Genomic DNA, 11,975 nt, shown 5'->3' with positions numbered 1-11,975 from the left:
CGCCTCCATGTGGAGGCGGGCTTTAGCACGTTCAAGCGTTCAGTGCACGCCCATAGGCATCGAGCACGCTTTCCTTCAGCGTTTCCGAAATGGTCGGATGCGGGAAGATCGTGTGCATCAGTTCTTCCTCGGTCGTCTCCAGGTTCATGGCGATGACGAAACCCTGGATGAGCTCGGTCACTTCCGCGCCCACGAGGTGCGCGCCGAGCAGTTCACCGGTCTTCTTGTCGAAGATCGTCTTGACGAGACCCTGGTCTTCGCCGAGCGCGATCGCCTTGCCGTTGGCGACGAAGGGGAAGCGGCCGACGCGGATGTCGCGACCCTGTTCCTTGGCCTTGGCTTCCGTCAGGCCGACCGAGGCGACCTGCGGATGGCAATAGGTGCAGCCCGGGATCTTCGACTTGTCCATCGGATGCACGTTCGGCAGGCCCGCGATCTTCTCGATGCAGATGACGGCCTCATGCTCGGCCTTGTGGGCCAGCATCGGCGGACCGGCGACGTCGCCGATCGCGTAGATGCCCGGTACGTTCGTCTTGCCGTAACCGTCGATGGCGATGAAGCCGCGGTCGGTCTTCACGCCGACGGCTTCAAGGCCAATATTTTCCACATTGGCCTGAACGCCAACGGCGGAGATCATCCGGTCGGCGGTGATCTTCTCGACCTTGCCGTCCTTCATCTCGACATGGGCGGTGATGGAGTTCGCCCCCTTCTCCACCTTGGTGACCTTCGCCTCCAGATGAATCTTCATGCCCTGCTTTTCGAACTGCTTCTTGGCGAGTGCGGAGATTTCCGCATCCTCGACCGGCATCACCGTCTTCATCACCTCGACCACCGTCACATCGACGCCGAGCGTGCGGTAGAAGGAGGCGAATTCGATGCCGATGGCGCCCGACCCCATGACGAGCAGAGACTTCGGCATCTCTTCCGGCTTCATCGCCTCGAAATAGGTCCAGATCAGCTTGCCATCCGGCTCGATGCCGGGCAGTGCGCGCGGACGCGCACCGGTGGCGATGACGATATGCTTGGCGGCGTAGGTGCCTTCGGGAAGAACATTCTTCGGCAGCGGCGCCTGCGGCTGCTGGATCGCCTTGGTCGTCTTGGACACGACGATCTCGCCCGGCTTGGTGATCTTGGCTTCACCCCAGATGATATCGACCTTGTTCTTCTTCATCAGGAAGCCGACGCCGCCGTTCATGCGCTGGGCGATGCCGCGCGAGCGGGCAACGATCGCCTTCAGGTCCGGCGTCACCGAGCCTTCGATCTTGATGCCGTAGTCGCCCGGATGCTGGGCGTAGTGGAATATCTCGGCCGAGCGCAGCAGCGCCTTGGTGGGAATGCAGCCCCAGTTGGAGCAGATGCCGGCGAGATGCTCGCGCTCGACGATGGCCGTCTTCAGGCCCAATTGCGCCGCGCGGATCGCGGCGATGTAGCCGCCCGGACCCGAACCGATAACGATGACGTCGTAGGCATTCGACATGAGCGCTTCCACTCCTCTGTTGTTCTTCTGCGCCACAGTCGGCCAACCGCCGCCACGGCCTTGACGAGAAGCGGAAGCACTCCGCCCCTCAGGGAAGCTGCTCGACCTTTTCCGGCCGCATCAGCATCCCGTAGATTTCATCCTTGAGCCGCATCCTCTCCTTCCGCATGTCGGCCATGTGGAAGTCGGCGACGGGCTCGATATCCGTCTCGGCGCGGTGGATCGCGAGATTCACCGCTTGATACTCCTCGGAAATCCGGTGGAAATGACCATCGACCTCGCGCAGGTGGCGGATCTTGGCCAGGTGCTCCGGAAATTCCTCTGCCAGCTGGTGCGGGGTATTCGGCATGTCCATCTCCTTCTTCTGATGATGGTGCCAGCCTAGCGCGCCCGCGCCTTCACTCCTTGATCCCGATCAAAGCCCGAGCATCATGCGCACGACCGGCTCGAGACCCTTGCCGATCGCCCGCGTGTTCTTCGCATCGAGATGCACGCCGTCGAGCGGCGTGGTCTCGGCCACCGCGCCCGCATCGAAGAAGCCGCAGCCGGCTTCGTCCGCCAGGTCCGCATAGAGCGTCGCCAGCATCGCCGATTGTTCCACGCCGCCGGCGAACATCGCCGCAAAGGCGGTGTTCGCGGTTTCGCACAGCGGCGGCGGGGAGACGATCAGCACCTCCGGCCCCTCCTGGTCACCGAACGACCAGGCATGGTGGCGCACGAGCGACACCAGCCGCTCCATGCCCTGCACGGCGCCGAAGGCGGTGCCGCAAACGACCGGCTTCATGTCATTGGCGCCGAGCAACAGGATGACGAGGTCGATCGGATCGTGGCTGTGCAGGATGGTCGGCAGGATGCGCGCGCCGTTGCGGTCGCAGTCCGCCATGTGGTCGTCATAGGCGGTGGTGCGGCCGTTGAGGCCCTCCGCGATCACGGTGACACCCGGTCCGAGGGCCTTGGCGAGCACGCTCGGCCAGCGATCCTCGAAGGCGTGCCGGTCGAGCGTTTCCGCTTTGTAACCCCAGGTCAGGCTGTCGCCGTAGCAGAGAACCGTCTTCATGGCCGCACTCCGCTATCAGACGAGCATCCCCATCGGGCTCTCGATGTAGCGCTTGAAGGCGCCGAGCAGTTCGGCACCCAGCGCGCCATCGACGCAGCGGTGGTCGGTGGAGAGCGTGACCGTCATCGCGTTGACGATGACCATCTGGCCCTTCTTGACCACCACCCGCTCCGTGCCCGCGCCGACAGCCAGGATCGTCGCATGCGGCGGGTTGACGACGGCAGCGAAGTTCGAGACGCCCATCATGCCCATGTTGGAGACCGCGGTCGTGCCGCCCTGGTATTCCTCGGGCTTCAGCTTGCGTTCCTTGGCCCGCTTGCCGAGATCCTTCATCTCGTTGGAGATGGCCGACAGGCTCTTCAACTCCGCCTTGCGGATGATCGGCGTGATCAGGCCGCCCGGGATGGAAACGGCGACACCGACATCCGCGTGCTTGTGCTTGACCATGTTCGTGTCGGTCCAGGAGACGTTGGCATCCGGCACGTCACGCAGGGCGAGTGCCATGGCCTTGATCACCATGTCGTTGACCGAGAGCTTGTAGGCCGGCTTGCCGTCCTTCTCCGGCGCGGAACCGTTGATCTGGGCGCGCAGCGCCAGCAGCGCATCGAGCTCGACGTCAACGGAGACGTAGAAGTGCGGGATCGTCTGCTTGGATTCCTGCAGGCGCTTGGCAATGGTCTTGCGCATGCCGTCATGCGGCACGAGCTCGTACGAGCCCTGCTCGAACAGCTTGAGCACGGCCTCTTCCGACATGCCCTTGGGGGCCGCGGCGGGCGCTGTGGAGGCGGCGGCAGCCGGGGCTGCTGCAGCGGCGGCGGGCTTGGCACCGCCGGAGGCGATCGCCTTCTCAACATCGCTCTTCACCACGCGGCCGTGCGGGCCGGAGCCGGAGACCGACTTGATGTCGACGCCGGCATCCTTGGCGATACGCCGGGCGAGCGGCGAAGAGAAGAGGCCGTTGCCGACGAAATGACCGTTGCCGGTGCTGGCAGCGACGGGAGCCGGCGCGGCTGCTGCCGTCACGGGCTTCTCTGCTTCCTTCGGCGCTTCGGCCTTGGCCTCGGCAGGCTTGGCTTCCGCCTTCGGCGCGGAACCACCGCCGGCAGCGGCTGCCGACACATCTTCACCGTCGGCGGCAAGGATGGCGATCAGGCTGTTGACCTTGACGCCTTCAGTACCGGCGGGCACGACGATCTTGGCGACAACGCCCTCATCGACGGCCTCGACTTCCATCGTCGCCTTGTCGGTCTCGATCTCGGCGATGACGTCACCGGATTTCACGGTGTCGCCTTCCTTGACCAGCCACTTGGCGAGGTTGCCCTCTTCCATGGTGGGCGAGAGGGCGGGCATCGTAATGTTGATCGGCATTTCGGCGCCCTCCCCTTATTTGTAGCAGACGGTTTTGACCGCCTGGACGACTTCGCCGACATTCGGCAGCGCCAGCTTTTCGAGGTTCGCGGCGTAGGGCATCGGAACGTCCTTGCCAGCAATCGTCAGGATCGGCGCATCGAGATAGTCGAAGGCCTGCTGCATGACGCGGGTCGCGATCTCGGTGCCGACGGAGGACTGCGGATAGCCCTCTTCCACGACGACGAGGCGGCCCGTCTTCTTGACGGATTCGATGACCGTCGGCAGATCCATCGGGCGGATGGTGCGAAGGTCGATCAGCTCGACGTCGATGCCGTCCTTCTCGAGCTCAGCAATCGCCTTCAGCGCGTAGGTCATGCCGATGCCGAAGGAGACGACGGTGACGTCGTTGCCCTTCTTGTGCACGCGCGCCTTGCCGATCGGCAACACGAAATCGTCCATCTTCGGCACATCGAAGCTCTGGCCGTAGAGGATTTCGTTTTCGAGGAAGATGACCGGGTTCGGGTCGCGGATGGCCGCCTTCAGGAGACCCTTCGCGTCGGCCGCCGTATAGGGCATGACCACCTTGAGGCCCGGAATGTGGCTGTACCAGGCGGCATAGCACTGCGAGTGCTGGGCCGCGACGCGCGCTGCCGCGCCATTCGGGCCGCGGAAGACGATCGGCGCGCCCATCTGGCCGCCGGACATGTAGAGCGTCTTGGCCGCGGAGTTGATGATCTGGTCGATCGCCTGCATGGCGAAGTTGAAGGTCATGAACTCGACGATCGGCTTCAGGCCGGTCATCGCCGCACCGACGCCGACGCCGGCAAAGCCATGCTCGGTGATCGGGGTGTCGATAACGCGGCGGGCGCCGAATTCCTGCAGCAGGCCCTGCGTAATCTTGTAGGCACCCTGGTATTCGGCAACTTCCTCGCCCATGACGAAGACGTCGTCATCGCGGCGCATCTCTTCCGCCATGGCGTCACGCAGCGCTTCGCGCACCGTCGTCGCCACCATTTCGGTGCCGGCCGGAATATCCGGATCAGCGGCAACTTCGCCCTTCGGCTGCGCCGGAACGGGCGCGGCAGCGGCGGCAGGTGCCGGCTCGACGGCCTTCGGCGCCTCGGCTTCAGCGGGCTTGGCGGCTGCCTTCGGCGCGGCGACCGCGTCGGCGCTCTCGCCGTCCTGCAGCAGCACGGCGATCGCCGTGTTCACCTTGACGCCCTCGGTGCCGGCGGCGATCAGGATCTTGCCGATCACGCCTTCATCGACGGCCTCGACTTCCATCGTCGCCTTGTCGGTTTCGATTTCGGCAATCACATCGCCGGACTTGACGGTGTCACCCTCGTTCTTCACCCATTTGGAGAGCGTGCCCTCCTCCATGGTCGGAGACAGGGCGGGCATGAGAATCTCGATTGGCATTGGTGTCCCTCCCCGGATTACAGCAGGATGTCGGTGTAGAGTTCGGATGCATCCGGCTCCGGATCGGCCTGCGCGAAATCGGCGCTGTCGGCGACGATGTCACGGACGTCCTTGTCGATCTGCTTGAGATCGTCCTCGCTTGCCCACTTGTTTTCCAGAAGGCGGGCGCGCACCTGCTCGATCGGGTCGTGCTCGGAACGCATCTTCTGCACTTCGTCCTTCGAACGGTACTTCGCCGGGTCGGACATCGAGTGACCGCGATAGCGGTAGGTCTGCATCTCGAGGATGACCGGCCCCTTGCCCGAGCGGCAATGTTCGACGGCTTCGTCGGCGGCGGCCTTAACGGCACGCACATCCATGCCATCCACCTGGTAACCGGGGATGTTGAAGGATGCGCCCCGATGCGAGAAATCGGTCTGGGCGGAGGCGCGCGAAACGGACGTGCCCATGGCGTAGCGGTTGTTCTCGATCACGTAGACGACCGGCAGCTTCCAGAGAGCGGCCATGTTGAAGCTCTCGTAGACCTGGCCCTGGTTGGCAGCGCCGTCGCCGAAATAGGCGAGCGAGACATTGTCGTTGCCGCGGTATCGGTTGGCGAAGGCAAGGCCCGTGCCGAGCGAAACCTGCCCGCCGACGATGCCGTGGCCGCCATAAAAGTTCTTTTCCTTGGAGAACATGTGCATGGAGCCGCCCTTGCCCTTGGAAAGGCCGCCGCGACGTCCGGTCAGTTCCGCCATCACGCCGCGCGGGCTCATGCCGCAGGCGAGCATGTGGCCGTGGTCACGATAACCCGTGATGACCTGGTCACCCTCCTTCAGCGCCAGCTGCATGCCGACGACGACAGCTTCCTGGCCAATATAGAGGTGACAGAAGCCGCCGATGAAGCCCATACCATAGAGCTGGCCAGCCTTTTCCTCGAAACGCCGGATGAGCAGCATTTCGCGATAGGCGTGAAGATCGTCTTCCTTGGAGAACTCGGCAATCGTGCCGCCGGTGAAGTCTTTCTTTGCAGGCTTTGCCGCGGTTTTGCGGCTGGACGTGGACGCGGTTTTACGCGGAGCCATTCGTTCCTCCCTATGTTTGCCTCTTGGAGGAAACCATAGGGGAGAAAGTCCGCCTCAGCAATGCCATAAATGCATGGCTTATATTCTTCGCAAGCCACTGATTAGTAAGGCATATTTACGATTAACCAGATTTCGGTTAATCGACTTCTTCAATGGAAAATAACGATTTCGTCGGCTCTGGACATATTGAGATAGGAGCGCGCTTTTTCGTCGAGCATGTCACGCTCGAGCGAGCCATCGCTCATCAGAGCCACCTCTTTTTCCAGAATCTGACGCTGCCGCACGAGGACGTCCAGGCGCGCCTGACGCTCTACTCTCTGCCGTTCGAGCTCCTCCATCCCCCTGAGGCCGAAATCGCCATGGACGGAATGATAGCCGAAGTAGGAAAGGAATGCGACTGTAATCACCGGCAACGCCAGCCGGCCGAATTTCCGCTTCTTATGGTGTTTGGTCCACATGCACAGCAGTCCCGATACGCAATACAAGTTCGATACTAGCGGTAAGCGGTTAACCGACCATTGACCATGATGGTTGGGCAAAGAAAAAACCGCATCTGCCGATGCCGCCCCGGTTTTTCCGTTGAAAGGCCCGTGCCGTCAGGAGCCGAGACAGGGCAATCGCATTTGGAAGGAAGCCGCTGCCTCATTCCCCTTCTCCCCACGGGGAGAAAGTGCCGGCAGGCGGATGAAGGGGATGGCAAAGGCGCAAATGATCCGTCCGCCCCCCTCATCGACCCCTTCGGGCCACCTTCTCCCCACCGGGAGAAGGAAAGAAAGGCACTGTCGAATTCCCTATGCGATTGCCTGAAGGCTCAGGCGTCGAGCATTTCCCGCACGGCCTCGGCGAGCTGCTTCAGAGAGAACGGCTTCGGCAGGAAGCCGAACTTGGCGTCCGCCGGCAGGTTGCGGGCAAAGGCGTCCTCGGCATAGCCCGAGACGAAGATGAACTTGAGGTCCGGATAGGTTTTCCGCAGCTCGCGCAGCAGCGACGGACCGTCCATCTCGGGCATGACCACGTCGGAGACAACGATGTCGACGGCACCGTTCAGCTCTTCCATGATGTCGAGCGCCTCGACACCGGACCCGGCCTCGTGGACGGTGTAGCCGCGGGTCTCCAGCATGCGCTTGCCGCCGCGCCGCACCGCTTCCTCGTCCTCCACGAGCAGCACCACGGCCGAACCGCCGGTAAGGTCGCGCGGCTCCTTGTCCGCTTCCCGCGCGGCCACGGCCGTCGATTGACCGCCGGTCTGCGACAGTGCCTGCACCGCGCCCGCCACTTCCGCCGGCACCACCTCTTCGATATGGCGCGGCATGAGGATGCGGAAGGTCGTGCCACTGCCGACTTCGGAATCGAGATAGATATAGCCGCCGGACTGCTTGACGATGCCATAGACCATCGAAAGGCCCAGCCCTGTGCCCTTGCCGACTTCCTTGGTGGTGAAGAAGGGCTCGAAGATCTTGTCGATGATTTCGGGCGGGATGCCGGTGCCCTGGTCGGCCACGTCCACTTCCACATAGTCGCCCGGCGGCAGATCGCGCAGGTTCCGTGCCGCCGCCTCGTCAGCCTCCACATTGCGGGTGCGGAAGGTGATGGTGCCGCCCTCCGGCATGGCGTCGCGCGCATTGACCGCAAGGTTGATCAGCACCTGCTCGAACTGGCCGAGATCGGTCTTCACCGACCAGAGGTCGCGGCCATATTCGACATCGATCTTGACGTTGGTGCCGGTCATGCGATCGACGAGCATGCGCAGGTCACCGATGACGTCGGTGAGGTTGAGCACGGTCGGGCGCATCGTCTGCTTGCGCGAGAAGGCAAGCAGCTGGCGCACCAGCACCGCCGCCCGGTTTGCGTTGCGCTTGATCTCCATGAGATCGGCAAAGCTCGCATCGGACGGGCGCGCGGACAGAAGCAGGTGGTCGGAGGAAAGCAGGATCGCCGTCAGCACGTTGTTGAAGTCGTGCGCGATGCCGCCGGCGAGCGTGCCGACCGCATTCATCTTCTGCGTCTGCGCCATCTGCGTCTCGAGCGCCTTCTGCTCGGTGATCTCGACGGCATAGACGATGGCCGCCTCCTCCGGCGCCTCGTCGCTCTGGTCGATGACGGCGTTCACATAGAAGCGGAAATGCCGGCCGTCGTCGGCCGGATGCAGCGAGTCGATCGGCGCGATGTCGCCCTGCCGGTCCTTCGCCGCATCGAGCGCCGATTGCAGGCGCAAGCGATCCGTCTCGTGCACGATGGTCTCGAGCTTGGCGCCGCGGTCGATATCGTCGCGCGAGACGACGCCCGAGAACAGCTTCAGGAATGGCGCGTTGGTGCGCAGGATCCGGCCGCCGCCATCGACCGAGGCGATGGCCATCGGCGTGTTGTTGAAGAAGCGCGTGAAGCGCATGGAGGCAATCGAGGCGGACTGATCGTTCGCGCTGCCCTCCTCGCGCGCAAGAACGATGGTGCGGCTTTCGCCGGGCGCCCCGTCGCGCGTCGTGGAAACGCGGTGCACGATGCGCACCGGAAGGCTCTGGCCGTTCGTCTTGCGCAGGTCGAGATCGAGCAATTCGGTGCGCTTCAGGCCAGGCTCGGCCTGCACGGACTGGATAAGCGCCAGCCCCTCGCCCGCCACCATCTCGGCGATCGACAGCGAGCCAGGATGGAACTTCGCAAGATCGATGCCGAGCCATTCGGCAAGCGTCGCGTTCAGGTAGACAATCTCGCCCTTGCGGCCCGCGGAGAAGAAACCGGCCGGTGCATGGTCCAGATAGTCGATGGCGTTCTGCAATTCCTTAAAGAAGCGCTCCTGGTCGTCCCGCTCGGAGGTGATGTTGGAAATCTGCCAGATATAGAGCGGCTGCTTCGGCTTGTCGCGGTTCGGCAGGATACGCGCCTTGAGGCGATACCACTGCGCGCCCGAGCCGCCGGAGCCGGCCGGGTTGAGCGGCTTCTGGACGCGGAACTCCTCGGCGCCTTCCTTGCCTTCGTGCAGTCCGTTGGTCAGGCGATAGACGGCTTCGGTCGCGTCGCGATTGCGCGACAGCAGGGTCTCGAGCGTCTGCACCTCGGCAGCACCGTTCGCCCCCGTCAGCGCGCCATAGGCCGCATTGGCGTAGACGATGCGGCCCTTGCGGTCGGTGACGACCGTGCCATCGGGATGCGCATCGAGAAAGGCGCGTGCCAGATCATCCGAGCGCGCCGCCTGCGGCATGACCTCGATGAAGCCGATCAGCGCGGAAACGACGAAGAAGATGCCGGCCATCGCGAGAACGCCGAGAACTCCGAGCACGAGCTCGTTGTCGAGCTGGTTCTTGAAGACGATGAACGCCCCCGCCGAAGCCGCCAGCACGACCGCGAGCAGCACCACACGCAGCGCCACCGCCGGCCGCACGCCGCGGTCCACGATCGGCACATTATCCCCGTCCGGCCGCTTCATCGTCGTCATCAGTCCCTCGTCTGCAACAGCCCGGGTCTTGCGCTTGACCCGAACCCGATGCCAGAATCATGTTTATCCGCACGAGGGAAGCGCAAAAAGCCGTCGAGGGGAAGCAAGGCCGCGAATTCACAGGGAATATTCCCGGCTCAAACATCGCAATTTCCCTAACCTGCCATACTTACGCGACGATGACGACGGCAATCCGTGCTGGACAACCGGTATACCGCGCTTGTAGGACCCCGGGAAAAGCCGTCAAATGCAGCCAATCGGCCCGAAAGGCCGAACTGCTGGGCCAAAACTGCTGAGAAGGAGTGACCGCGCCATGTTCCAGGAGATTCTCGCAGAGAACGGCACGAAGTTCGTCATCGCCGCGGTGGTGGTGCTGCTCGGCCTTCTCTGCCTCGCGCTGGTGCTCTGGATCATCCGGGGCCGCCCCTCCTCGCCCTTCATCCGCGGCGGGCGCAACCGTGCGCCGCGCCTTGCCGTGCTCGATGCCGCGGCAATCGACACGCGCCGCCGCCTCGTCCTGATACGCCGGGACGACGTGGAACACCTCCTGATGATCGGCGGCCCGACCGACATCGTCATCGAGACGCGCATCGCCCTCCCGTCGGCTGACCATGCCCAGCCGACGGAAAAGACCAACCAGAGGACCGAGCGTGCCGAGCCCGCACCGGTGCTGCAGGAAACAGTGGCGAAGGCGGCCGAACCCGCGATCGCCGCCCGCACCACCGCCTCGGCCGGTGCCGTCGCATCGGCCAACGGCACGGTGGAGCGCCGCCCGGCGGCAACGCCGGAGGGCGTCTCGGCGATGACCAGGGTGCTTTATGCCGGTGAGGACGACACCGCTCCCCGCACCACTCCGGCGCAGGCGGTGAGCCAGCCGGTCCAGACGACCCAGCAGGCGCAGACGGCCATGCAGCAGCGTACGCCGGAGCGCCGCATCGAGGACGTCCTCGAACAGAACCGCCAGCGCGTCCTGCCCCAGTCCACGGTAACGCACACGACACAGGCAACCGCCGGCCAGACGGTGCAGCGCCCGATGGCGACGCCGACGCTCGCCAAGCCGACGCCCCAACTTGCCGACAACCCAGCGCTGGTCAGCGAGTTCGAAAAGATCCTGGAGGCCGAAATGGCCAGCAGCGCCGCCGCCGGCACGACCGCCCACACAGCCGCCCAGCCGACGCTCAACCCGACGCAGACCGCCGCCACGATCGGTCATGGGCAGCCCGTCGCAAAGAGCCGCGAGGAAACCGAAGCGGAGATGGCGCGCCTGCTCGGTGAAATTGCCGCCAATCGCAAGGCGTAAGACAACCGGTCCGAACCGCACAGAAAAAAGCCGCTGGAAACACGAGGTTTCCGGCGGCTTTAATTTTGGTCTTGCCAGCACCGAACAACACGAAACCTGCCGGCACCGGAAACATCCGGTGTTCGATTACCGCGAAGCCTGCCCTCGGACCTCCTCAGATCCGTAGGAAAGGTCTACTCGTCGCGATACACCTTCTCCCGACGCTCATGGCGCTCCTGCGCCTCGATCGAAAGCGTGGCGATCGGGCGGGCGTCGAGACGCTTGAGGCCGATCGGTTCGCCTGTTTCCTCGCAGTAACCGTAAGTGCCTTCGTCGAGACGTTGCAGCGCCGCATCGATCTTGGAGATCAGCTTGCGCTGGCGGTCACGTGCCCGAAGTTCGATGGCACGGTCGGTTTCCGAAGACGCCCGGTCCGCAAGATCCGGATGATTGGCGCTTTCTTCTGCCAGATGGTCGAGGGTTTCGCGCGCTTCGCGCAGGATGTCGTTTTTCCAGGCGTTCAGCTTTGCTCGAAAGTAAGCCCGCTGGTTTGCGTTCATGAATTCATCGCCCTCATCGAGGACGAAATTGCTAAGATCGATCTTCTCACTCAACGCGATTCTCCTGAAGAACATCTCAAGGCGCGCTGTATATCCCCACGGGTAACGTGTTTCAAGCCTGTAGAAACTTACCCACGGTTTTTCGCGTCTGCCTCTGTTTTGAACCTTGCCAGACTAATATTTCATCAAGATTACAACGAGATGGCAAAATCGGCCGCCAAACATCCCCGTCGCCTCGCCCAAAGGGCGCTCTATCGCCTGTCTGTCGCATCGTCCTGCACCAAATATAGGCACGCGATTGCCGATCCGGGATAAGGGTAGGACGATTTTCTTTCGCGA

General features: G+C 63.4%; 10 protein-coding genes. 1 reads left to right on the top strand and 9 read right to left on the bottom strand.

Annotated features, from left to right (window positions below; all coding sequences use genetic code 11):
- Positions 1–31: 31 nt before the first annotated feature.
- The 8 genes from lpdA to cckA all read right to left on the bottom strand — a co-directional run bounded on the left by lpdA (position 32) and on the right by cckA (position 9,797).
- Positions 32–1,477, bottom strand: coding sequence for a dihydrolipoyl dehydrogenase (gene lpdA / locus EXZ48_RS10305; protein WP_023513281.1), 1,446 nt, complete (start codon positions 1,475–1,477; stop codon positions 32–34).
- An 88-nt stretch (positions 1,478–1,565) separates the two neighbouring features.
- Complete coding sequence (locus EXZ48_RS10300; protein ID WP_023513282.1) at positions 1,566–1,826, bottom strand: YdcH family protein; 261 nt, start codon at positions 1,824–1,826, stop codon at positions 1,566–1,568.
- 66 nt (positions 1,827–1,892) lie between these two features.
- A complete protein-coding gene (locus tag EXZ48_RS10295; RefSeq protein ID WP_023513283.1) occupies positions 1,893–2,534 on the bottom strand; it encodes an SGNH/GDSL hydrolase family protein in 642 nt (213 codons plus the stop codon).
- A 15-nt stretch (positions 2,535–2,549) separates the two neighbouring features.
- Entirely contained in the window at positions 2,550–3,902 is a 1,353-nt protein-coding gene (locus EXZ48_RS10290) for a pyruvate dehydrogenase complex dihydrolipoamide acetyltransferase (protein WP_130515785.1), read from the bottom strand.
- Positions 3,903–3,917: 15 nt separating this feature from the next.
- Complete coding sequence (locus tag EXZ48_RS10285) at positions 3,918–5,303, bottom strand: pyruvate dehydrogenase complex E1 component subunit beta (RefSeq protein ID WP_130515783.1); 1,386 nt, start codon at positions 5,301–5,303, stop codon at positions 3,918–3,920.
- 17 nt (positions 5,304–5,320) lie between these two features.
- A complete protein-coding gene (pdhA, locus tag EXZ48_RS10280; RefSeq protein ID WP_023517283.1) occupies positions 5,321–6,367 on the bottom strand; it encodes a pyruvate dehydrogenase (acetyl-transferring) E1 component subunit alpha in 1,047 nt (348 codons plus the stop codon).
- Between the two features lie 149 nt (positions 6,368–6,516).
- Positions 6,517–6,825 carry a septum formation initiator family protein gene (locus tag EXZ48_RS10275; protein WP_023516821.1) on the bottom strand — a complete coding sequence of 103 codons (309 nt, stop codon included), beginning with the start codon at positions 6,823–6,825 and terminating at the stop codon, positions 6,517–6,519.
- 353 nt (positions 6,826–7,178) lie between these two features.
- On the bottom strand, positions 7,179–9,797 hold the full coding sequence (gene cckA / locus EXZ48_RS10270) for a cell cycle histidine kinase CckA (protein ID WP_130515781.1): 2,619 nt from the start codon (positions 9,795–9,797) through the stop codon (positions 7,179–7,181).
- 313 nt (positions 9,798–10,110) lie between these two features.
- On the opposite strand from cckA, the gene EXZ48_RS10265 reads away from it, so the two are divergent.
- Positions 10,111–11,097 (top strand): flagellar biosynthetic protein FliO, encoded by a 987-nt coding sequence (locus tag EXZ48_RS10265; protein WP_165909324.1) that lies wholly within the window; start codon positions 10,111–10,113, stop codon positions 11,095–11,097.
- Between the two features lie 173 nt (positions 11,098–11,270).
- Here the strand turns inward: EXZ48_RS10265 and dksA are convergent, their stop codons facing one another.
- Positions 11,271–11,690, bottom strand: a complete 420-nt coding sequence (dksA, locus tag EXZ48_RS10260) for an RNA polymerase-binding protein DksA (RefSeq protein WP_024271077.1) — start codon at positions 11,688–11,690, stop codon at positions 11,271–11,273.
- Positions 11,691–11,975: the final 285 nt, after the last annotated feature.

The sequence above is a fragment of the Shinella sp. JR1-6 genome, from assembly GCF_004284735.1.
In the GTDB taxonomy this organism is placed as follows: domain Bacteria; phylum Pseudomonadota; class Alphaproteobacteria; order Rhizobiales; family Rhizobiaceae; genus Shinella.
Note: the sequence above shows the minus strand (reverse complement) of the source record. Positions and strands in the feature narration are given on the sequence as shown.

Coding starts and splice junctions, on each gene's coding strand:
- cckA (WP_130515781.1), bottom strand. CDS start 9,797: ATGACGACGATGAAGCGGCCGGACGGGGATAATGTGCCGATCGTGGAC.
- EXZ48_RS10265 (WP_165909324.1), top strand. CDS start 10,111: ATGTTCCAGGAGATTCTCGCAGAGAACGGCACGAAGTTCGTCATCGCC.
- EXZ48_RS10300 (WP_023513282.1), bottom strand. CDS start 1,826: ATGCCGAATACCCCGCACCAGCTGGCAGAGGAATTTCCGGAGCACCTG.
- EXZ48_RS10275 (WP_023516821.1), bottom strand. CDS start 6,825: ATGTGGACCAAACACCATAAGAAGCGGAAATTCGGCCGGCTGGCGTTG.
- EXZ48_RS10295 (WP_023513283.1), bottom strand. CDS start 2,534: ATGAAGACGGTTCTCTGCTACGGCGACAGCCTGACCTGGGGTTACAAA.
- pdhA (WP_023517283.1), bottom strand. CDS start 6,367: ATGGCTCCGCGTAAAACCGCGTCCACGTCCAGCCGCAAAACCGCGGCA.
- EXZ48_RS10285 (WP_130515783.1), bottom strand. CDS start 5,303: ATGCCAATCGAGATTCTCATGCCCGCCCTGTCTCCGACCATGGAGGAG.
- EXZ48_RS10290 (WP_130515785.1), bottom strand. CDS start 3,902: ATGCCGATCAACATTACGATGCCCGCCCTCTCGCCCACCATGGAAGAG.
- lpdA (WP_023513281.1), bottom strand. CDS start 1,477: ATGTCGAATGCCTACGACGTCATCGTTATCGGTTCGGGTCCGGGCGGC.